Origin of the sequence: Chryseobacterium sp. ON_d1 (assembly GCF_006829085.1) — a bacterium.
GTDB lineage: Bacteria > Bacteroidota > Bacteroidia > Flavobacteriales > Weeksellaceae > Chryseobacterium.
Map to the genome: position 1 here is coordinate 380,500 of NZ_BJTC01000001.1, position 21,623 is coordinate 402,122.

19 protein-coding genes and 1 pseudogene are annotated in these 21,623 nt (G+C 37.4%); 8 read left to right on the forward strand and 12 right to left on the reverse strand.

The annotated features are described in order from the left end of the window. The 7 genes and pseudogenes from CRS_RS01625 to CRS_RS01655 form a co-directional block, all read right to left on the reverse strand. Positions 1-326 (reverse strand): annotated as a pseudogene (locus CRS_RS01625) (peptidase M28); the annotation flags it as partial. Positions 327-329: 3 nt separating this feature from the next. Beyond that, positions 330-1,688, reverse strand: coding sequence for a M28 family peptidase (locus tag CRS_RS01630; protein ID WP_142722346.1), 1,359 nt, complete (start codon positions 1,686-1,688; stop codon positions 330-332). A gap of 3 nt (positions 1,689-1,691) precedes the next feature. After that, positions 1,692-3,095: a M28 family peptidase gene (locus CRS_RS01635; protein ID WP_142722347.1), complete on the reverse strand. Its 1,404-nt coding sequence runs from the start codon at positions 3,093-3,095 to the stop codon at positions 1,692-1,694. Between the two features lie 55 nt (positions 3,096-3,150). Further along, entirely contained in the window at positions 3,151-4,395 is a 1,245-nt protein-coding gene (locus tag CRS_RS01640; protein WP_142722348.1) for a DUF1015 domain-containing protein, read from the reverse strand. 2 nt (positions 4,396-4,397) lie between these two features. After that, a complete protein-coding gene (locus tag CRS_RS01645) occupies positions 4,398-5,363 on the reverse strand; it encodes a D-2-hydroxyacid dehydrogenase (protein ID WP_142722349.1) in 966 nt (321 codons plus the stop codon). A 123-nt stretch (positions 5,364-5,486) separates the two neighbouring features. Continuing rightward, positions 5,487-6,551, reverse strand: a complete 1,065-nt coding sequence (gene serC / locus CRS_RS01650) for a 3-phosphoserine/phosphohydroxythreonine transaminase (RefSeq protein WP_142722350.1) — start codon at positions 6,549-6,551, stop codon at positions 5,487-5,489. Positions 6,552-6,664: 113 nt separating this feature from the next. Continuing rightward, positions 6,665-7,015 (reverse strand): 4Fe-4S binding protein, encoded by a 351-nt coding sequence (locus tag CRS_RS01655; protein ID WP_002980006.1) that lies wholly within the window; start codon positions 7,013-7,015, stop codon positions 6,665-6,667. Positions 7,016-7,074: 59 nt separating this feature from the next. Between CRS_RS01655 and CRS_RS01660 the strand changes: the two genes are divergently transcribed. Genes CRS_RS01660 through CRS_RS01670 form a run of 3 tightly spaced genes read left to right on the forward strand, consistent with a single transcriptional unit; the run spans position 7,075 to position 9,322 of the window. Beyond that, positions 7,075-8,109, forward strand: a complete 1,035-nt coding sequence (locus tag CRS_RS01660; protein WP_142722351.1) for an acyl-CoA reductase — start codon at positions 7,075-7,077, stop codon at positions 8,107-8,109. A 47-nt stretch (positions 8,110-8,156) separates the two neighbouring features. Further along, positions 8,157-8,591 (forward strand): peptidylprolyl isomerase, encoded by a 435-nt coding sequence (locus CRS_RS01665; protein WP_228451149.1) that lies wholly within the window; start codon positions 8,157-8,159, stop codon positions 8,589-8,591. A 41-nt stretch (positions 8,592-8,632) separates the two neighbouring features. Continuing rightward, positions 8,633-9,322: a Bax inhibitor-1 family protein gene (locus tag CRS_RS01670; RefSeq protein ID WP_142722353.1), complete on the forward strand. Its 690-nt coding sequence runs from the start codon at positions 8,633-8,635 to the stop codon at positions 9,320-9,322. Between the two features lie 532 nt (positions 9,323-9,854). Here CRS_RS01670 and CRS_RS01675 read toward each other — a convergent pair. From CRS_RS01675 to CRS_RS01695, 5 genes are all read right to left on the reverse strand, one after another. Next, positions 9,855-10,103 carry a hypothetical protein gene (locus CRS_RS01675; RefSeq protein WP_002980002.1) on the reverse strand — a complete coding sequence of 83 codons (249 nt, stop codon included), beginning with the start codon at positions 10,101-10,103 and terminating at the stop codon, positions 9,855-9,857. Then, a complete protein-coding gene (locus CRS_RS01680; RefSeq protein WP_034698499.1) occupies positions 10,103-10,411 on the reverse strand; it encodes a thioredoxin family protein in 309 nt (102 codons plus the stop codon). Before CRS_RS01680 ends, CRS_RS01675 begins: the two co-directional genes overlap by 1 nt. A 129-nt stretch (positions 10,412-10,540) precedes the next feature. Then, positions 10,541-11,173 (reverse strand): peroxiredoxin, encoded by a 633-nt coding sequence (locus CRS_RS01685; RefSeq protein WP_103235396.1) that lies wholly within the window; start codon positions 11,171-11,173, stop codon positions 10,541-10,543. Between the two features lie 149 nt (positions 11,174-11,322). Next, complete coding sequence (locus CRS_RS01690) at positions 11,323-14,262, reverse strand: pitrilysin family protein (RefSeq protein WP_142722354.1); 2,940 nt, start codon at positions 14,260-14,262, stop codon at positions 11,323-11,325. 33 nt (positions 14,263-14,295) lie between these two features. Then, positions 14,296-15,489, reverse strand: a complete 1,194-nt coding sequence (locus tag CRS_RS01695; protein ID WP_142722355.1) for a pyridoxal phosphate-dependent aminotransferase — start codon at positions 15,487-15,489, stop codon at positions 14,296-14,298. A 228-nt stretch (positions 15,490-15,717) separates the two neighbouring features. Here CRS_RS01695 and CRS_RS01700 point away from each other — a divergent pair, with 228 nt between their 5' ends. From CRS_RS01700 to CRS_RS01720, 5 genes are all read left to right on the forward strand, one after another. Continuing rightward, a complete protein-coding gene (locus tag CRS_RS01700; RefSeq protein WP_142722356.1) occupies positions 15,718-17,055 on the forward strand; it encodes a M28 family peptidase in 1,338 nt (445 codons plus the stop codon). Positions 17,056-17,139: 84 nt separating this feature from the next. After that, positions 17,140-17,775, forward strand: a complete 636-nt coding sequence (gene rsmG, locus CRS_RS01705; RefSeq protein ID WP_142722357.1) for a 16S rRNA (guanine(527)-N(7))-methyltransferase RsmG — start codon at positions 17,140-17,142, stop codon at positions 17,773-17,775. 62 nt (positions 17,776-17,837) lie between these two features. Continuing rightward, on the forward strand, positions 17,838-18,242 hold the full coding sequence (locus tag CRS_RS01710; protein ID WP_142722358.1) for a hypothetical protein: 405 nt from the start codon (positions 17,838-17,840) through the stop codon (positions 18,240-18,242). After that, positions 18,242-18,778, forward strand: a complete 537-nt coding sequence (locus tag CRS_RS01715; protein WP_142722359.1) for a DUF922 domain-containing protein — start codon at positions 18,242-18,244, stop codon at positions 18,776-18,778. The genes CRS_RS01710 and CRS_RS01715 overlap by 1 nt, the downstream gene beginning before the upstream one ends. Next, positions 18,775-21,462: a PD-(D/E)XK nuclease family protein gene (locus CRS_RS01720; RefSeq protein ID WP_142722360.1), complete on the forward strand. Its 2,688-nt coding sequence runs from the start codon at positions 18,775-18,777 to the stop codon at positions 21,460-21,462. The genes CRS_RS01715 and CRS_RS01720 overlap by 4 nt, the downstream gene beginning before the upstream one ends. Positions 21,463-21,623 lie beyond the last annotated feature (161 nt).

Here is a 21,623-nt window from a genome sequence, read left to right on the forward strand (position 1 = left end):
AGGTTTTTCCATTTTCCGTTACCGGTTTGGATGTGCAGGGATTCTTTTCCTCTTACCCATACCGGGATCATCACTTCCTGAAGCCAGACTTTATCAGCTCCGGCATCACGAAGCTTTTGTTCAGCCCATTTTACTGATTTTTCGTAAGCCTCAGATCCGCTTAAACGGTGTCCGATATTTTTTGTAAGTTCTCTCAGCTCAGCATATCCTTTTCCGTTGTTCAGGATTTCTGTAGAGATTTTTCTGAACTGGATGGAATCATCTTTGGTTTGGCCAAAAGCAGTCAGTCCAAAAAGCAATAACGAAGTTGCTACTATCTTTTTCATTGTTTACCAATTTTTATCAATCATATAAATAAGTTGTGTCATCACCGCAGAACCCAATAGCAGTTCTCTTCTGTTGACTTTTTCAAAAGTGTCCTCTTCAGTATGGTGAATATCGAAATAACGTTGCGGATCAGGAACCAGTTCAGCGGTAGGAACTCCCATTTCGTGAAGCGGAGCAATATCTGATCCGGAATATTTTCCCTCAAAATTATAGACTCCATAAGGCAGAAACAGGGTGACCCAGCTTTTGATCTGGTTTCTTTGAGGTTCATTCATTTCCAGAGAAATTCCCCGCGGTGAAAAGCCTCCTGCATCTGTTTCTATGGCAAATATGTGTTTTTCATTATTTTCTTTGGCGATTTTGCCATATTGTTTTCCGCCTTTTGTGCCATTTTCTTCGTTGGCAAAACAAACTGCACGGATGGTATGGTTATTTTGTATTCCTAATTTTTTAAAGGTTCTCAATACTTCAATACTCTGCACAATACCTGCTCCGTCATCATGAGCACCTTCCCCTACATCCCAGGAATCGAGATGCCCTCCAACTACAATGATGTTTTGGTCTTTTTTTCCGGTGATTTCACCAATGACAGAGTGGGAGAGTTTCTCCCCTTTCATTCCACAGTTGGAATTAAGTTTAGCGGTTACTTTTTGTTTTTTCAATAATGCCTCGAGTTCATCAGCTGAAGTATTTCCGATGGTTACCGCCGGCACTTTGGGAATGTTTTCATCATAGCGCATATTGCCGGTATGGGGTACATCGTCGAATGCGGAAGAAAGTGACCTTACAATAGTAAATCTGCCCCCCTTTTTTGCGGTTAAAGAAGCGGCAGTTCTCCTGTAAGCACCTGCTTCACGATATGAAATGAACGTTTGTACATTTCCCTGGTTAAAAGGGTAATTGAAAAATACAATCTTATCTTTTACTTTTTCAGCAGGAAGCTTATCGTACTCTTCCAGTGATTTTACCATAATAATATCTCCTGAGATATCTTTTCCTCCGGTTCCTTCAGAGTTGCCAAGCGAAAGCATTTTGATCTTTTTCCATTTTCCGTTACCGGTTTGGATGTGCAGGGATTCTTTTCCTCTTACCCATACCGGGATCATCACTTCCTGAAGCCAGACTTTATCAGCTCCGGCATCACGAAGCTTTTGTTCAGCCCATTTTACTGATTTTTCGTAAGCTTCAGATCCACTTAAACGGTGTCCGATATTTTTTGTAAGTTCTCTCAGCTCAGTATATCCTTTTCCGTTGTTCAGGATTTCTGTAGAGATTTTTCTGAACTGAATGGAATCATCTTTGGTCTGGCCAAAGACAGCCATTCCAAAAAGCAATAACGAAGTTGCTACTATCTTTTTCATTGTTTACCAATTTTTATCAATCATAAAAATTAACTGTGTCATTGCAACGGCACCCAGAAGAAGCTCTCTTTTATTTACTTTATCAAAGGTATCCTGCTCGGAATGGTGATAATCAAAATATCTTTGTGTATCTACAACAAGTTCTGCTAAGGGTATGTCAAGTTTTTTTAAAGGAGAGATGTCCTGTATTGCTTCTGTTTGATCGAAATCATAAACACCATAAGGAAGGAAATAGTCTTTCCATGGATAGATCAGCCTCCTTCTTTGAGGAGACATATCCAAAGAAAATCCTCGTGGAGAATATCCTCCGGCATCAGTTCCTAAAGCAAATACATGTTTTTCCTCTTTCTTTTTTACATAAGCGGCGTACATTTCGCGGCCCTGTCCTCCGTTTTCACTGTTGGCATACAAAACTACTCTGATGGTGTGATTATTTTCGTATCCAAGCGCTTTTAACGTCCTTAAAACTTCAATACACTGCACAACACCTGTTCCGTCATCAATGGCGCCTTCGCCAACATCCCAGGAATCAAGCTGGGCACCTAAAACAATTACTTTAGAATCTTTTTTGCCCTGAATTTCAGCAATGATATTGGGATTGGTGGTATCGCTTTTAGACTGTGCGGTCATATTGATTTTAGCGGTAACTTTTTGACTTTTCAGGGTTTTCTCCAATTCATCCGCAGATCTTACCCCGATAGACAAAGCCGGAATTTTAATTTTATCATCCGGTTCGTAGTAAATCATTTTGGCATGCGGAGTATCATCATTGGCTGTTGTCAATGATCTTATAATTAATGCTTTGGCACCTGTTTTAGCGATGACAGAGGCAGAAATTAATTTTGATTTTGCGGTCTGTAAATAGGAATCACTGGTATTGATGATTTTAGGATCTATAGGAACATTCACAAAAACTATTTTGTCCTTTAACTGGCCTATTGACATGGCATTAAGCTCCGAAGTGGAATTAATTAAAACAATTTCACCTGTCAGGTCTTTGCCGCCTGTTCCTTCGGAGTTTCCAAAAGAAAGCATCCTGATATTTTTCCAGTCTCCGTTTCCGGCTTTTATCTGCAGGGATTCTTTTCCTCTGATCCAAACCGGGGTTTTGGCTTCCTGCCTCCAGATCATGTTTATGCCGATTTCCTTAAATTTTTTTTCTGCCCATTCTACGGCTTTTGCATACCCTGGTGTGGCACTGAAACGTGGTCCGATTCCTTTGGTAAGCTCTCCCAGATTTTCATAAGCAGCGCCGTTGGTCATAATTTCATCCGAAATTTTTCTGAACTCATCATGATAATTGAATTTGGCAACCATTCCTTTTTTTGCCGGATTTTTTTGTGGCTTTTTTTGAGAAAATAAAAATCCACTCAAAAAGAGTGGAAGTATAATGAATATTTTTTTCATTTATTATTTACCTTTCTTTTTCCATTGATAAAATTAGGGAAAAAATAGGAAATTATTAAGGTTTCATATCATACATTACTAAGGCTGTAATCAATTTTGGCTCAATGAATGTACATTTCGGAGGCATGCTTAGTTTTAAGTCTGAAATTTTAATCATATCATTAAAACTTACAGGATAAATTCCGAAACCGACTTTACCTTCACCGTTATCCACTTTTTCTTTTAAAATATTGATTCCGTTGATATTGGAGGTTCCTTTTACATAAGAAATAAGCTCAGAGCTGTCCGGATCTTCAATTTTCAGAATATTTTTGAAAATATACTTGTCTAAAAGGTGGTGATCCAGATTGTCCAGAGACATTTCCTTGGAACGAAGATCATGCTTTACGTGAAGAGAATAAAACTTACCGTCCATATACATCGAAATGTGGAACTTTTGAGAAGGGTAGTATGGTGTTTCTCCTTTTTCGTGAATGAGGAAGTACTGCTCAAGTTCTTTCAGGAACGTTTCGGATGAAATACCGTTCAGGTCATGTAAAATTCTGTTATAATCATGAATTTTAATGGATTGGTTGGAAACGATAAAACTGTATACAAAGTTATAAAGCTCTGTGCCGTTATGTCTTTTATTTTTATCTTTATGACGTTTTGCGTTCAATGCAGTAGAGCCAATTCTGTGATGTCCGTCGGCAATATAAAAAGAGTCTATCTGATCAATCACTTCTTTAAACTGCTGAAGTTTAAGACGGTTATCTATTCTCCATATTTTATGTCTGATACCGATAGAGTCAACATGATTAAAGATGGGAACATTTTTTTCCTCATGATTCATCAGCAACTCGATTTTTGAGTTAGCAGGATAGGTAAGAAGCACAGGCTCAGCCTGTAAATTTACTTTCTCAAGATAATGAGCCAGCTTTTCCTTCTTCTGAGGAATGGTACTTTCATGTCGTTTGATTTTTCCATTCCAGAAATCTTCAATACTCGCTAATCCCAGAAGTCCTCTGAACACCTGTTTGTTGGGGTAGATCTGCTCATAAAGATAATAGGCTGAATTGTCCTGAACGAGTTTCTTCTCTTCCAGAAGTTCTTCAAATGTAGAACGGATTTTTCTCAGATTCCGGTCAATATCTTTAGATTTACTTACGACATATGGTTTGATCATATTGATGTAAGTATTTTCAACTTGAGCTTTCTCTGCAATCTCTTCCTGGGTGAAATTATCCAGTGGATGGGTAGGGAAAGTGCTCTCAAAGTCTCTATGAGGTCTTATTCCACGGAAAGGTTTAAAAACAGGCATATTTATCTTATAGTTTCTTTTTGTAGCTTAATAATTTGTTCCGCAAGTTCGATACCGATTTTCTCCTGTGCATCCACTGTATTTCCTCCAACGTGGGGTGAAAGGGATAGGGCAGGATTCATCAGTAAAGGTAATTCCGGGTTCGGTTCATTTTCAAAAACATCCAATGCCGCTCCGGCTACTTTTCCTGATTCGATAAAATCAATCAATGTTACTTCATTGATGACGCCACCTCTTGCAGTATTCACGATATAGACTCCGTCTTTCATCTTTTCAAACTGGGGGGTGTCTATAATATATTCGTTCGTTCTCGGCGTATTGATACTTATAAAATCTGCATTTTTAAGGAATGCATTCATATCATTGGTGGAAGTAATTTCAAAATTGACTGACTGTCCGTCGAAAAAGTTCAGGGTAAGAACTTCTGTTTTCGGGCTTCTTGTCAGAACAGTGACCTTCATTCCCAAACCAATTCCTATTTTCACAACTTCCTGGCCAATACTTCCAAAGCCGATTACTCCTAATGTTTTTCCTGAAAGTTCATACGCATTACCGAATGATTTTTTCATTGCATTGAAATGGGTCTCTCCTTCCAGCGGCATCAGTCTGTTGGATTCATGCAGAAATCTCGCCAGTGAAATGAAATGTCCGAAAACCAACTCAGCAACCGATTTTGAAGATGCAGTAGGGGTATTGATTACTCTGATCCCTTTACTTCTGGCATATTCTACATCAATATTGTCCATCCCGATACCCCCTCGTCCGATAATTTTAAGGCCGGGACATGCATCGATAAGATCCTGTCTTACTTTCGTTGCACTTCTTACCAGAAGAACGTCCACATTATTATCGTTTATAAAATTAATAACGTGATCCTGAGCCACTCTATTGTCCAGAATTTCAATTCCGGCTTTTTTCAGAGCATTTTCTCCGGCTTTTGAGATACCATCGTTTGCTAAAACTTTCATGAATTATTTGATTTAAAGATTGAAAGAGTTAAATATTTCAAAATTTTAAAACTGGGGCGCAAATTAGTAAAATTAAATGAACTGATTTTATATCTTTCAATCTTTGAATTTTTTATTTTTAATTTATTTGATAGATTTCATTACATCTACCAGAACCTGTACACTCTCAATCGGTAAAGCGTTGTACAAACTTGCTCTGTACCCGCCAAGACTTCTGTGTCCGTTCAATCCACTGATTCCCGCAGCTTTCCAAGCATTGTCAAACTCTTCTTTCTTATTTTCATCTGTAATTCTGAAAGAAACATTCATCAATGAACGGTCTTCTTTTACGCAGAAAGTTTCGAATAAAGGGTTGTTGTCGATCTCATCATATAAAAGCTTGGCTTTAGCTTCATTTCTCTGTTCTGCAGCAGCAATACCTCCATTTCTTTCAAGATACTGAAGGGTAAGTAATGATGCATATACAGGGAATACTGGTGGAGTATTATACATGGATTCTTTAGCGATGTGCTGGGAGTAATCCAAAATAGAAAACATATTTTCTCTTCCCGTTTTACCAAGAATTTCTTTTTTTATTACCACTAATGTAACACCTGCAGGCCCCATATTTTTCTGTGCCCCGGCATAGATCAGATCGAATTTAGAAAAATCAAGCTGTCTGGAAAAAATGTCAGAGCTCATATCGCAAACCATCAGGGTATCCACTTCAGGGAAAGTCTTCATCTGAGTTCCATAAATGGTATTGTTGGAAGTACAATGAAAATAATCATATTCTGAGCCCACCGTATAGTTTTTAGGAATAAAGGAATAGTTTTCTTCTTTTGAAGAACCTACCACATCTACCGTACCTACTTTTTTTGCCTCTTTGATGGCTCCGGCTGCCCATGTTCCTGTATCCAGGTAAGCTGCTTTTCCACCTACTTTCATCAGGTTGTAAGGAACCATTGCAAACTGCAGGCTGGCACCTCCTCCTAAATAAAGTACTTCATAATCATCACCAAGATTCATCAATCTTTTTACAATGGCACGCGCTTCATCCATTACAGCAACGAAGTCTTTGCTTCTGTGAGAAATTTCAAGAAGAGACAATCCAATTCCGTTAAAGTCCAGAATAGCCTGTGCTGATTTTTCAAATACCTCCTGTGGTAAAATACATGGTCCTGCGCTGAAGTTGTGCTTTTTGCTCATATTTTTATTTTTTGGTTGCTTCCGGATTTGAAATTCCTTTAGCTTTATTTTTTGGTTAAGTTGGGATTGTTGGACAAAAAAACCGTCTCACAGATCATGAGACGGAAATTTTTTTATTCGCCGTGTAAGAATGCTTTTTTATTAAGCAGCGCTTCTTCAGATTCTACATGGTCTTCGTCAGGAACACAGCAGTCTACAGGACATACAGCCGCACACTGAGGTTCTTCATGGAATCCTTTGCATTCTGTACACTTATCTGTTACAATGAAATATACATCATCACTTACAGGTTCCTGTGGTGCATTGGCATCTACAGTAAGTCCCGACGGCAAAGTAATGGTACCTTGAAGAGCCGTACCGTCAGAAGCTTTCCAATCTACAGCTCCTTCATATATTGCATTGTTTGGGCATTCTGGTTCGCAAGCCCCACAGTTAATGCATTCATCAGTTATTTTAATAGCCATCGCTAATTTTTTTTAAATTTGCACAAAATTACAAAATATTCCCCAATTTTAAAGTAATTATGAATACCGAAAATCAAGTTTTAGGACTTATTAAGTTAAGCGATTATATAAAAGCGTTTTTAGCGAAGAAACCGGAAGATCACAATGAAGATGATGCCGATATTGAATTATTGTTAAAAAGGTCTGAAATAGAGAATCCGTGGTTTACTGTTGATAATCAGAAATTTGCTTTGACGCAATGGGCTGATCTTCTTACTGAAGAAAAGATTAAAAACTGGCTAGGAAATTATTCAATCTCTAAAACTTCAAAAAGAGTTGGACTTATTTTGGCGGGAAATATTCCTTTGGTAGGACTTCATGATGTCATTTCAGTAGTTTTGAGCCATCATATTCCTGTTATTAAGCTGTCTTCAAAAGATAAATATCTGATTCCGTTTTTATTAAAGAAGTGGAATGAGTTTTCTGGCGGAAATATTTCCTTTGAGTTTGTAGAAAAATTAGAGAACTTTGATGCAGTTATTGCCACTGGAAGCAATAATACGGCAAGATATCTGGAATATTATTTCAAGAATCATCTCAGCATTATCCGTAAAAACAGAACTTCTGTTGCGGTACTGAAAGGTGATGAGACAAATGAAGAGCTGCAATTGCTGGCAAAAGACATTTTCCAGTATTTCGGATTAGGATGCCGCAATGTAACGCGGATTTTTATTCCGCAGGATTTTGTGATTGACAGGCTGTTTGAGAACTTCTTGGGATTCCAGGATATTATCAATCATAATAAATATGCTAATAATTATGACTATAACAGAGCGGTTTATCTTCTAAACCAAGATAAATTCTGGGATAATAATTTTGTGATGCTGAAGGAGGATGATAAACTTTTCAGTCCGCTTTCAGTAATCAATTTCAGCAGATATGAATCCCTGGATGATGTGAAACACTTCATTGCAGAAAATGAAGAAAATATCCAGTGTGTGGTAGCAAAAGAGGAGTTGGGCTTGAGTGCTGTTCCGTTTGGAGAAGCGCAAAATCCGGACCTTGATACCTATGCGGATAATGTAGATACAATGAAATTTTTAGAACTGGTCTGATTTTCGTATCTTCCATCACTTATTTCACCAAAAATAAAATGGATACTATGAAAAAATTATTGCTAGGGCTTGCTATTTTGGGTGGACAGTTGGTTTTTGCACAGAAAGTAACAGGTGCAAAGATTGAAAACGGTCCGCAAAAGGAAGTGCAGGCTACCATAAGTAAGGATAAGATCACTTTGTATAATGATAATTTCCAAAGATTTGTTGAGGCTTTACAGGCTTCTGACCGAAAAACTATTGATGGACTGATTTCTGATAAGGTAAAAGAAATTGTGACTGATGATGTACTTAAAAAGGTCAAAGATGGTATTGATCCCAATAAAAAGCTTGAAGTCTTAAAGGCCGGATATTATAAAACAATGGACGGAATCAATCATCCCAGTATTAAATATAAATATGCAGGAGAATCTTCTAAGGAAGTTATTGCTGCTGTCTTTGAAGATAATGGGAAAATCCTTGGGGTATTGCCTGTGAAATAAGGCTTCAATTTTATTTTTGATTAACTAAAAAAATATTAACTATGATGACAGATGTTTTAGTCGCTCATTCTTCGGAAGTGGAGAAAGCGAATTTTTACAAGAAGACGTATTTGCATGTTGCTTTATCAATACTTGCATTTATTGGAGTGGAAACAATATTATTGAAAACGGTTCCGGCAGAACTTATTGCGATGATGTTCGGTCAGCGATATATCTGGCTGTTGATTATCGGAGTTTTCTGGTTAGCTTCTGTTTTAGCTTCAAAATGGTCTCTTTCACAAAGTAAATCTACTCAGTATTTAGGGTTAGGATTTTATATTCTGCTGGAAGCCATTATCTTTATGCCTCTGCTTTTTATTGCTACTAATATTGAAGGTGGGGCTAATGTGATCTTTCAGGCTGCTACTCTAACTGTTGCCATGTTTGCAGGTATTTCTGCTGTAGCATTCACTTCCAAAAGAGATTTTTCTTTCTTAAGAAATATCATTGTAATCGGTGGGTTTATCTCTATCGGACTGATTGTAGGAGGAATGATCTTTGGTTTTAACCTTGGATTATGGTTTTCAGTAGGAATGGTGATCCTGGCCTCAGCTACCATTCTGTATCAGACAAGTAAACTGAAAGATTCTTATGGTACGAATCAGTATGTGGGAGCGGCATTGCAGCTTTTTGCTTCAATTATGCTTTTATTCTGGTACATTCTGAGTATTCTGATGAGCAGAAGAAACTAATAATTTATAGATAGATTTTATCTTTCAAAATATAGTCCCGGTGATACTTTCATCGGGATTCTTCTTTTTAACACTTATGATGCAAATGAATTCAAGAATGACACGAATTCAATAGGAACGGGCTTATCCCGTTTACATAAATACATTCCAACCAAAGGCTTTATCCAAAACGTATAATGATTTAAAATCTATTTTATAACCACGGATTTCACGGATTTGTACAGATGATTACGGATGTAATGAATAAATTCTAGTTATTGTATTGTGAAATTTGTGAAGATATTAGTGTTATCTGTGTTCTGAAATTTAAACCCAAAAAATCCTGATGAAAAATATCACCGGGATTTTATTGGTTATTCTTTAAAATTTTCCATACAACTTCCAGCTCCATATGACCGTTTAGTCCCTTGAAGTACATTTTGCAGTTGAAATAAAAGATTCTTAAAGAATAGAAAAAGTATAGTAACGAGGAAAACCTCAGGTATTGTATTTTGTGTTTTTTAATTCTTCGGTTAGGAATAATCGCAGAATATTACTTGTCGATTGATCCCAAAACCTTTTGGGCAAAAGAGTTTAAAGCGTCTTTTTCACTCATTCCGTTCTGAACGTTGGCATGAACTTCTAAAGCTCCGCAGATGTTGGTAATCAATTCTCCTGCAACATTTAGATCTTCTTCGCTTGTTCCTCTGAATTCGCAGAAGCTTTCCAGAACTTCTAATGTTTTTTCAAGATTTTCAGGAGTCTGATTCTGATAAAACTGTCTGATTACGGGTAATTTCATTATGCTAATTCATTAAAGAGGTTGATTAAACTTTCTGCCTGGTTAGATTGAACCTGGTTTACCAATTCACCGTTTTTAAAGATGGCGAAAGTAGGTAAGTTGTCTACTTTTGCTAACTTTCTGCTTTCAGGAAGTTTCTCAGCATCTACATATAAAAATGGGATGGAGTCATTTTCAGAAGCTAATTTTTTGAATTTAGGCTTCATGATTCTGCAGTTTCCGCACCATGTTGCGCCATACTGAACAACTACTTTTTCGTTGTCGTTTACTATATTTTGTAATGTATCTTCGGTTAATTCTGTGTACATAAGTTAAATTTTAAGAATTAAAATTTAACAATGTAACAATTTAATAGTGTCTCGATGTACCAATAAAAAATATTTATTGCTACGCCGATACATTGCTACATTGTTAAATTATTAGATTGTTAAATTGAATTAGTTCTTTGCTAAGTATTCTGCGGTAGAAGTTCTGTCAGCTTTCATTGCATCTTTTCCTTCTTCCCAGTTTGCAGGGCATACTTCACCATGTTTTTGAACGTGAGTGTAAGCATCGATTAGTCTTAAGAATTCTTTTACGTTTCTTCCTAATGGCATATCATTTACCGCTTCATGGAAAATTTTTCCAGTTTCATCGATAAGGTAAGTTGCTCTGTATGTTACGTTAGAACCTGTGAAAACTTCGTTTCCATCTTCATCATATTCGAAATCCTGATCAACGATTCCCAAAGTGTTTGCCAATTGTCTGTGAGTATCAGCTAAAAGTGGGTAAGTTACTCCTTCAATACCTCCGTTATCTTTTGGAGTGTTCAACCATGCGAAGTGTACTTCGTTAGTATCGCAAGATGCACCGATTACTTTAGTGTTTCTTTTTTCGAATTCACCTAAAGCCTCCTGGAAAGCGTGAAGCTCTGTAGGACATACGAAAGTGAAATCTTTAGGGTACCAGAATAAAAGAACTTTTTGCTGGTTGTTTACTGCTTCATCAAGGATGTTGATTTTAAGATCGTCACCCATTTCAGACATTGCGTCAATTGTTAAATTCGGGAATTTTTTTCCTACTAAAGACATAATTTTTCTGTTTTTATATTTAAATTTCTTATGCAAAGATATAAAAGATTCATCTATCGAACAAACAAATATTGATAAATAAAATCTATAATTGTTTTTGACGTGTTGTTACATCAAAAAGCCCTGATATCAGGGCTTTTTGTTTTATTTTAATAACCAAATATTTCAGTTAAATTAAGTTTTTTTACTTCCCCTAATTTCTGCATATCGGCTTCATTTACTTTGTCTTGTGAAGCAACAAGGCAATAGGTATAGTTCTTGTTTTTCATTTCCTTATCATGGAAAGTGTTGATGTCTGCAAAAGACAGCTTTGGAGCCTGTTCATATACCGTCTTTCTCATATCAAAGTTATTCCCGAGTCTTTGGGATTTCAGATAAGAGAAGATAATTCCGTCCTGGGTAATTCTTTCGGAGGCAATTGATTTTTTCAATCCGCTTTTTGCTGTTTCGAATAATTGTTCAGATTTCGGAAGCGTTGTTAAAAGCTCATTCATGGCTGTGGTAGACTCATTGAATTTGTCTGCCTGTGTTCCTACATAAGCCATGATCATATCCTTATCTGTTTTCTTGCCTGGGAGTGCAAAATAAGAGTATGTAGAGTAGGCCAGTGCCTTAGATTCTCTGATGGTCTGGAAAACAATAGATCCCATACCGCCTCCGAAATAATTATTGAATAAACTTACCGTTGGAGTCGTAGAAGGATTGTACTGGTCAGAATTTCTCACCCAGAAAACTTCAGCCTGTACCATGTCATAATGGGCAAATAATACCTTGTTCTTGTCTGTCGGAACCTGAACAAAAGTTTTTGACTTAGGAAGATCTTTCAAAGTTGCAGGAAGTTTGTGGATCGGTTTTAAAGAAGCCACCACTTCGTTACCTGATTTCGGACCGTAGTACAGTACTTTATGTTTGAAATTGAACAGGTCATGAAGAACACTGATCAGGTCTTCAGCTTTTAATGCGTCAAGTTCAGCATCGCTTAATACATTGTTAAAGGGGTTCTGAGGGCCGTATTGCGCATAACTTCTCAATCCGGACATGATGACTCCTTTGTTCTGTTTCGCATTTGCTCTGGCTTTTTTCAATCTTGTTTTGTAAGCATCAAGCGCTGTCTGATCTGCCTGGCAGTTTTTAATCAGATCTTCAAATAGGGCAACTGTTTTATCGAAGTTTTCATTTAAACCTTCCAGTGATACATAGGTCTCTTCGTTTCCTGCGCTCACATTAAAGCTAGAGGCAAGTTTGTAGAATTCCTTACTGATCACTTCAGAAGATTTATCTTTCGTTCCTAAATACTGCAGGTATTCTGCTGCCAACGGAAGGATTTTGTTGTTCCATTTTCCTGAATCAAAATGATAATACATTCTGAACAGGGCGTTATCTGTATTTTTTACAGAAAGTACGTCTACCCCTGCTAATTTGTTTTTATCAATGTCCTTATCATAATTCAACCATACCGGAGCGATAGGGTTTTCAGGCATTTCATCAATTTTCTTAAGGAAAGGCGACTGATCTTCTCTATTAACGGAAACCGGAGTGATGGTTGGTTTATCAACTTTTACAATGCTCTTGTCTTCTCCTTTTCTTTTGTAAACAGCAACATAGTTATTGTTCTGAAGATATTTGGAAGCGAAATCCATAATATCTTTTTTCGTAAGCCTGGAGATTTCGTCTACGTATTCCAAGGATGTTTTATGATCAATGTCGGAAGTAAATTCATCCATCAGGATACTTGCTCTTGACGAATATTTTTCATCCTTCTGAATGATCCCTTTCTTCTCATTGTTTACAATAGACTGGATCAGATCATCGGAAAACTCACCTTTTCTCAATTTATCAATTTCCTGAAGAAGAAGATTTTTTACTTCATCCAAAGACTGTCCTTCAGTAGGTTTCCCTTGTAAAAGTAAAACGGAATAGTCTTTTAAAGCATAAGATCCGGCATAAGCGCCAAGTAACTTCTGTTTTTTTACAAGGTCAAGATCAATTAATCCGGCTTGCCCGTTAGTAAGCATGTTTCCAACAAGGTTCAGCATTCTTGCATCTTTGGTGGAAGCTCCCGGAAATCTGAAGCCAAGCATTACATTTTCAGGATTCGGTCCTACCACTTCTTTTACAATCGGTGCTGTAATTGCTTTTTCCTGTCCTACTTTGTACTCCGGAATCGTTTTAGGCTTCATGTAGGAAAAAGCTTTGTCGATCTTTGCTATCACTTCATCCGGATTGAAGTCTCCGGACATGATGATCCCCATATTATTAGGAACATAATACGTGTTGTAATACTCTCTGATAGCCTTCAGTGAAGGGTTTTTCAGGTGCTCAATCGTACCGATGGTCGTTTGTTTTCCGTAATTGTTGTTAGGAAACAGATTGGCAAACATTGTATCAAAAACTTTATCTCCATCATCATCAAGAGATCTGTTTTTTTCTTCATATACAGCTTCCAGTTCTGTATGGAAAAGTCTCAGGATGGGTTCTCTGAATCTTTCAGCCTGCACAGCGAGGAATTTGTCAAGAACGTTGGCCGGTACATCTTCTGTGTATACGGTCTGTTCAAAAGACGTGAAGGCATTGGTGCCGTCAGCTCCCATGCCAGCCATCATTTTATCATATTCATTTGCGATGGCAAATTTTGCAGCTTCTCCTGAAACCCTGTCAATTTCTTTGTAAATCTCTTTTCTCTTAGCTTCATCCTTGGTCTGATTGTACTTTTCGTAAAGAGCGTCAATCTGGTCTAGCAACGGTTTTTCCTTTGCCCAGTCCTTAGAACCGAATTGATTCGTTCCTTTAAAAAGCATATGCTCAAGATAGTGGGCGAGACCGGTATGATCAGCAGGGTCGGTTTTACTGCCTGCTTTTGTAGCAATATACGTTTGAATTCTCGGGTCTTTGTTCGTAGGACTCAGAATAACCGTCAGCCCGTTTTTCAAAGTATAGTACCTTGCGGAAGTAGGGTCATTGGTTACATATTTGTACTTGTAGCCATTCGAAGTGGCTTCTTTCCATTGAAAGTCCTGGCCAAAAGCATATCCCGCAAAACTTGCTGCGGCAATACTTGTGGCGATGGTCAGTTTTTTTAACAGATTCATAGCTGTTGTGTTTTATTTGGGGTTATTAATTTTTTAACTGAATTGTTCCAATAAATTTTTGATTCGTTTCATTGCTTCTCTTAATTCCTCCTCAGAAGCAGCGTAAGAAAATCTGATACATTCAGGGCTTCCGAAAGAGAATCCACCAACACAGCCAACATGTGCATTTTCCAGCAGGAACATGGCGAAATCATCTGAATTTTTAATTTCAGTTCCGTTCAGGGTTTTCCCAATGTAGTACGAAATATCAGGGAAGAAATAGAAGGCTGCTTTGGGAAGCACTACTTTAAATCCTGGAATTTCTTTGATTAATTCATAGACAAGATCTCTTCTTTTTTTGAAGGCATCAATCATATATCTATATTCAGAAGGATCTGTTCTCAATGCAACAATAGAAGCTCTTTGAGCCATCGTGTTAGCACCGCTCGTCATCTGTCCCTGTACCTTTTCACACGCTTTTGCCAGCCATTCCGGGCATGCAGAATATCCGATTCTCCATCCTGTCATGGCAAATGCTTTCGACATTCCGTTGATCACGGCTGTCTGTTCATATACTTCAGGAAACTGGGCGATAGATGTCGTTTTTGTTTCGTAGTTGATATACTCATAGATCTCATCGGAAATGATTGTTATCTGAGGATACTTTGCGATAACTTTCGCGATAGATTTTAATTCATCATAGGTGTAATAACCTCCTGACGGATTACATGGAGAACTGAAAAGTACTGCTTTGGTCTTTTCTGTAATCGCTTCTTCAAGCTGCTCTGCAGTCACTTTAAAATCGGTAACGTAAGATGTCGGAAGAATCACAGAGGTGCCTCCCATCATTTTTACCATTTCATCATAGCTTACCCAATAAGGAGCAGGAAGAAGAACTTCGTCACCATCATTGATGATAGCAGCGAGAACATTGATAATGGCCTGCTTGGCACCATTTGAAACACAGATCTGGGTAGGTTTATATTCCAGGTTGTTGTCTCTTTTTAATTTATAAGCAATCGCCTCACGCAGTTCCAGAAATCCCGGAACAGGAGAATAATGGCTGTAATTCTGATTAATGGCATCGAAAGCGGCCTGTTTGATATTGTCCGGAACATCAAAATCCGGTTCGCCAAGAGTTAAGCTGATCACATCTATTCCGTTGGCTTTCATTTCTCTGGCTTTGTTTGACATGACAAATGTCTGTGAGTATCCTAATCTTTTTACTCTATCTGAAAGTTTATCCATGTATTTTTTGAATTTTAACAAATATATAATAAAAACGTTTTGTGGAAGTAATAAAAGTAGGGCTGTTTTGAAGATTTTTGTCAGGTTTTGATGTTAAAAGGTCTTTTGATTTCTCTTCCTGATGTGAGCAGTTGGGTATGTGTCAATCAGGATGGAGTCTCATTATGAAATAAAAAATATTCCAGAAACAAAGGGTTTTGTATCTTTAAAGAATCTAAGATCTATCCTATGAAATATTCCGTTTTTTTATTGCTGGTTTCCTGTACTGTTTTCGCACAGAAACAATCAAAAGATGATGAAGTGAAAAAATATGTGAGTCAGGTGAATGAAGATTCGCTAAAATCTTACATCGGAAAAATGGTAAGTTTTGGAACCCGTCATACTTTAAGCTCCACAGATGATCCTAAGCAGGGAATTAGCGCAGCGAGAAGTTGGGTGATTAAAAAATTCAACGATTATGCTAAAAATTCCGGAGGCAGAATGGAAGTCTATCTTCAGCAGGAAGACATTCAGCCGGATGGAAAAAGGGTGGATAAATCTGTTAATCTGGGAAATGCTGTCGCTTGTCTGAAAGGAACAGATCCGGACGACAAAAGAATTTTCCTGATCGGAGGACATCTTGACTCAAGAGTGACGGATGTGATGAACAGAACTTCCATAGCATCCGGAGCTAATGATGACGGCAGCGGGGTAAGTGCGGTTATAGAATCTGCGAGAATATTGAGTAAATCTTCATTTCCTGCATCCATCATCTTTGTGGCTTTTTCCGGAGAAGAGCAATCGTTATTGGGCTCTAAACAGCTTTCTGAAAAGATTAAAAGAGAAAATCTACAGCTGGAAGCTGTTCTGAATAATGATATGATCGGTAATCCCAAAGCAGGAGAAACGGGAGAGGTCAATACCCGCATACTTCGCGTATTCAGTGAAGGGCTGCCTTATAAAGATCTTGACAAAAAAGCAATCGCCATCAGGAATCTGGGTTTTGAAAACGACAGTGAATCCAGACAGCTGGCCCGTTATATCAAAGAGATTACGGAGCAGTACGTAAAAGGGCTGGAGATAAAGCTGATCTACAGAAATGACAGATTCCTGCGTGGGGGTGATCACACCAGTTTTGTCGTTAACGGATTTCCTTCTGTAAGATTGACAGAGTATTATGAAAATTATGATCATCAGCATCAGGATATCAGAGTGGAAAATAATAAACAATATGGTGATCTTCCTGAATTTATAGATTTTAAGTATTTGAAAAAAAATGTTTCAGCCAATGTTGCGGTACTTGCCAATCTTGCAAAATCCACTTCCCAACCTGAGAAAGTGGAAATGGATGTAAAAGAACTGACCAATTCCACAACGCTTCACTGGGAAAAGCCAAAATCAGGAATGCCAGCGGGATATTATGTACTGGCCAGGGAGACAGACAGTCCGGTTTGGCAGAAAAAAATATTTACAACAGGACTTTCTGTTAAGATTCCGCTATCAAAAGACAATTATATTTTTGCGGTACAGACGGTCAGTCAGTCCGGGAATCCCGGTGTACCTGTCATTCCGGGAATTGCGAAATAATGATGTGCTGATTGGGTGCTGTCATGAAAGTCGATTTGAATACAAGAGAAATAAAACTTATTTTTGCAGTTTATAATAATTCACATGTCTGCATCGTTACTATTAAAATATTTCCCGGATCTTACTGAAAAACAGAAGGAACAGTTTTCCCAATTGGAGAAACTATATAATGAATGGAATGAAAAAATCAATGTGATTTCCAGAAAAGATATGGAATCGCTGTATGAAAAGCACATTCTGCACTCTTTGGGAATTGCAAAAGTGATGCAGTTTGCACGCGGAACAAAAGTTTTGGATATTGGAACAGGAGGAGGTTTTCCTGGAATCCCTCTGGCAATTCTGTTTCCTGAGGCAGAATTTACTTTGATTGATTCTATCGGGAAGAAAATCAGTGTAGTTCAGGCTGTGGCGGATGGAGTGGGATTAACCAATGTAACGGCTATCCACGGAAGAGCAGAGAAACTGAAAGAAAAATTTCACTTTGTGGTCAGCAGAGCGGTAACCCAGATGCCGGAATTTTTAAGATGGCTGAAAGGAAAATTTGAAAAAGAACAGTTTAACCCTAAACATAACGGAATTTTATATTTAAAAGGCGGTGATCTTGCGGAAGAGCTTGCCGGAATTAAATGTGAAATTTTCAATCTTAAACACTATTTTGATGAAGAATTTTTTGATACTAAAAAAGTGGTTTATGTATCAAAAGGTAATTTTAATTCCTGATTTTATGTAAATAAGGAATAATTTTTGCTAAATATATATTAATAATCAGAAAATTAAAGGTTATGAAAAAACTTTTAAATATTGGATTTTCAGTATTCGTTTTTGGCGGGCTTCTGGTTTCGTGTAATGATGACGATTACCACACGGTTGAATCTATTGGCAAGATCAAAATAGACAGTGTAAAAATTGTGAATGATACGATGGCTGTTTTTGCGATCCAGAGCATCAAGACGTATTCTACCTATCCTTCTCACTGTGAGGGCTTTTACGGATATGACTATGTTTACAATACCAATCTGGAAAGGACGGTTACTGCTTATAAATATATCACCAACGGACCTTGTACGCAAGGAAATTATGTCGGTGCCAGCCAGATCAATTTCAGTCCACAGAGAAAAGGAACCTATACTTTTAAATTCTGGAATGGAGGAAATAACTGGATTACAAAAACAATTGTAGTAGAATAATGAGATTGACTTTCGTATTGTGTATATTGGCTGCTCAGATGGTTTTCGGACAGAAAGTCACCTGGCAGGAAGATAAAAAGCTGACCTGGGATAATTTTAAAAGTCCGGTCAGTACCAAAAAAAATCCTGATGTGGCAGCATATACCCATTGTGGCTGGGAGTTTTCTGCTATAAAATCTTCGGATCCGAAGGCACCCGTTACCATCACGATTAAAACCATATTTAACGAAGAAAAGTCCTGGAAAGATGCCAAAAGAATGAATGATTACATCCTGCTGCACGAACAGAAGCATTTTGATATTGCAGAACTATTTGTAAGAAAGTTCAGAAAGGCGGTTGCTGAAAAAATTAAGACTTCAGGAGACTATAACAAATACTTTAAAACAATTTATGATGGGATATCCACTGATTACCAGAGTTTTCAGGTGGCTTATGACAGAGAGACCCGTCATGGAATTGATAAAGAAAAACAGGCAGAATATAATAATTTAATCTCTGAAGAACTGGACAACTTAAAAAGCTATCAAGCCCTTTGAAATTCCTCAATAAAATCATTCACGAACTGCTGGCGCAAAACCCGGATCTTTCTGCGTTTAATATCATTCTACCCGGAAAACGTCCCATTGTGTTTATCAGGCAGATCCTGGAAGAAAATCATTATTCGGGGCTTCTTCCCAATTTTTTTACCATAGAAGAGCTTATCAATACAATTGCAGATCAACAGCCTATCCAGGGAATTCCGTTGTGGCTCTTTTCGTTTGATGTATACAGAAGTCTGAATCTGATTCCCAGAGATGACTTTTCGGATTTTCTGAAGTGGTTTCCTACACTCCAGAAGGATTGGGATGATATTCTCAAATTTTCAGATAGTGATCAGGCTGTACTTCAGTATATGTTTGATGAGGAAAGAATTAAGGAATGGGCTCAAAATCTTGGTGACGATGATGATGTTCCAAGAAAAAAGTTTCTTAACTTCTGGCAGAATATGAATGTTTTTCTTCCGGTTTTAAAGCAGAAATTACAGGAAAAAAACTGGGCTACTTCAGGAATGATCCATGAAACGGCCAAGGCTAAGATTGCTGACTTTGCTAAAAATACCAATCAGGAGTTCATATTTTGCGGATTCAATGCTTTTACTCCGGTAGAAGAAAAGCTGGTGAGAAATCTTTTGCAGTGGAATAAGGCCCAATGTTTTTTTCAGGCTGACCGATATTATTTCAATGACGAAAGACAAGAGGCCGGAAAGTTTCTGAGAAATCACAAGACCTGGAAAGAGTTTGATGACAACAGGGCTTTCCAATGGATTGAAGATGATTTTAACCAGCCTAAAAAAATTAAAGTCTATGAAGTTTCCGGAAATGTTACTCAGACAAAGGTGCTGCCTGAGATCTTTAAAGAAATCAATAATAAAACCTATTCCAATACAGCTGTAGTATTGCTGGATGAAAATCTTCTTCCTGCAAGTCTCGATGTGATGCATGGTGTTGATAATTTGAATATTACAATGGGGTTTCCATTGAAAAATTTATCTTTCTCCAATGCTGTTAAACGTCTTTTCTATCTGCAGAAGCAGTTGGAAAAAAATAAATCTTCTTATTATTACAGAGATGTTTTTCCCATTCTTGAAGAACTTCCTAAATCTGTTGAGGATGAGCAGATTATCAATGATTTTAAAGCTAAAGTTGAGGAACGGAACATTGTTTATATTTCTCATAAGCTTCTGAATGAACTTCTGAGCAGTCTTTCTTATTTTGGCCTTCTTCAGAAGGCTCCGGGAACAAATGCTTATCTGGACATGCTTATTGAATTCTGCCAGAAAGTAAAATGGCTGCCAATAGATGATATTCAGTATGAAAATGTCTCTCACTTTGAAAATGCATTCAGGATTATCAAAAACCAGCTGACTCCATACAATATTGAGATCAAAATGGAAACCCTGGAAATTCTGATTAATCAGCATATCAATTCTGAAAGTATTGACTTTCAGGGAGAACCTTTGAGAGGATTACAGATTATGGGATTGCTGGAAACCCGTCTCCTGAATTTTGAAAACGTTATTCTGCTTTCTGTAAATGAGGGTAAGCTTCCTCTCGGAAATTCCCAGAATACTTATATCCCTTTTGATATCCGAAGATTCTTTGATCTTCATACTTTCCTGGAAAATGACAGCATTTATGCCTATCACTTTTACAGGCTGATTCAGGATGCAAAGAATGTACATTTATTGTATAATGCTTTGAGTTCCGGAGTAAATACCGGGGAGAAAAGCCGTTTCATTACCCAGATTGAAATGGAGAGCGCCCACGAGATTGAACATCTTATTATTGAAAATTCTTCTGAGCCTATTGCCACCAACCCAATAGAGATTTCCAAGACACAGATTGTGCAGGACCGCCTTCAGAAATGGAAGGAAAAATTATCTGCATCCCACCTTACAAGTTATCTTTATAATCCGATTGATTTTTATCTTTCCAAAATTTTAAATACCTCAGAAACGGATGAAATTGAAGAAGAACTGTCGGTGAAGAATTATGGAAACTTAGTCCATTATTCACTTCAAGAAGTATATGAAGTATTAAAGGGTAAGGTTTTAAAAGAAAGTGATTTAAGGAGTTCAATTAAAGCGATAGATCAATATATAAATACAGCGATTGAAAAGCTGAAACATCAGCCGGAGTTTTATGAAAAAGGAATGAACTACATTCATAAAGCCATTGCTAAAAAAGTAATTGAGAATGTACTTAATCATGATCTTGAGCTGATAAAGCAGGGCAATAAACTGGAGATTGTTGATATCGAAAGAAGATTTGAGAATATAGATTTTCCTCTTGATGGGAATGATAAAATTTCTTTCTTCGGATTCATTGACCGTATTGATAAGCTCAATGGGACGCTAAGAATTATTGATTATAAAACAGCCAGGATCAAAAATCTTAATGTAAAAATTGATGAAGACAATGTCTCTGAATACTTCCATAACAGCGACAGAAAACAGGCCCTTCAGCTTTGTATTTATCATTACGTGGTACAGCATCTTCCGGAATTTTGGGGATTTCCTATTGAAACAGGAATCTGGAGTTTTGCTGATGCTAAAAAGGGTATGGTTTCCCTGCAGTTTGACAAAGGAAATATTGATGATGCTATGAGATCTGTCAAAAGCCTTATTCTTGAAATTCTGAATCCGGATATCAATTTTGTCGAAACCATTAAAGCATATTAAAAATATTTAACAGATCATTTTTACTTAAGGATCAAAAGGTTATTTGCTTTGGTGAACTGATGATAACAGAATTGCTTACTTCATGAAAAGTGCCGGGCAAGCAGGTGACTTTTTTGTGTATCTTTACCCATTATTACTTTTAACGTTTCAAATCGGATACC

What these genes read in the sequence shown, in the direction of transcription:
- CRS_RS01630 (WP_142722346.1), bottom strand. Translation starts at nt 1,688, where the DNA reads ATGAAAAAGATAGTAGCAACTTCGTTATTGCTTTTTGGAATGGCTGTC.
- CRS_RS01635 (WP_142722347.1), bottom strand. Translation starts at nt 3,095, where the DNA reads ATGAAAAAAATATTCATTATACTTCCACTCTTTTTGAGTGGATTTTTA.
- CRS_RS01640 (WP_142722348.1), bottom strand. Translation starts at nt 4,395, where the DNA reads ATGCCTGTTTTTAAACCTTTCCGTGGAATAAGACCTCATAGAGACTTT.
- CRS_RS01645 (WP_142722349.1), bottom strand. Translation starts at nt 5,363, where the DNA reads ATGAAAGTTTTAGCAAACGATGGTATCTCAAAAGCCGGAGAAAATGCT.
- serC (WP_142722350.1), bottom strand. Translation starts at nt 6,551, where the DNA reads ATGAGCAAAAAGCACAACTTCAGCGCAGGACCATGTATTTTACCACAG.
- CRS_RS01655 (WP_002980006.1), bottom strand. Translation starts at nt 7,015, where the DNA reads ATGGCTATTAAAATAACTGATGAATGCATTAACTGTGGGGCTTGCGAA.
- CRS_RS01660 (WP_142722351.1), top strand. Translation starts at nt 7,075, where the DNA reads ATGAATACCGAAAATCAAGTTTTAGGACTTATTAAGTTAAGCGATTAT.
- CRS_RS01665 (WP_228451149.1), top strand. Translation starts at nt 8,157, where the DNA reads ATGAAAAAATTATTGCTAGGGCTTGCTATTTTGGGTGGACAGTTGGTT.
- CRS_RS01670 (WP_142722353.1), top strand. Translation starts at nt 8,633, where the DNA reads ATGATGACAGATGTTTTAGTCGCTCATTCTTCGGAAGTGGAGAAAGCG.
- CRS_RS01675 (WP_002980002.1), bottom strand. Translation starts at nt 10,103, where the DNA reads ATGAAATTACCCGTAATCAGACAGTTTTATCAGAATCAGACTCCTGAA.
- CRS_RS01680 (WP_034698499.1), bottom strand. Translation starts at nt 10,411, where the DNA reads ATGTACACAGAATTAACCGAAGATACATTACAAAATATAGTAAACGAC.
- CRS_RS01685 (WP_103235396.1), bottom strand. Translation starts at nt 11,173, where the DNA reads ATGTCTTTAGTAGGAAAAAAATTCCCGAATTTAACAATTGACGCAATG.
- CRS_RS01690 (WP_142722354.1), bottom strand. Translation starts at nt 14,262, where the DNA reads ATGAATCTGTTAAAAAAACTGACCATCGCCACAAGTATTGCCGCAGCA.
- CRS_RS01695 (WP_142722355.1), bottom strand. Translation starts at nt 15,489, where the DNA reads ATGGATAAACTTTCAGATAGAGTAAAAAGATTAGGATACTCACAGACA.
- CRS_RS01700 (WP_142722356.1), top strand. Translation starts at nt 15,718, where the DNA reads ATGAAATATTCCGTTTTTTTATTGCTGGTTTCCTGTACTGTTTTCGCA.
- rsmG (WP_142722357.1), top strand. Translation starts at nt 17,140, where the DNA reads ATGTCTGCATCGTTACTATTAAAATATTTCCCGGATCTTACTGAAAAA.
- CRS_RS01710 (WP_142722358.1), top strand. Translation starts at nt 17,838, where the DNA reads ATGAAAAAACTTTTAAATATTGGATTTTCAGTATTCGTTTTTGGCGGG.
- CRS_RS01715 (WP_142722359.1), top strand. Translation starts at nt 18,242, where the DNA reads ATGAGATTGACTTTCGTATTGTGTATATTGGCTGCTCAGATGGTTTTC.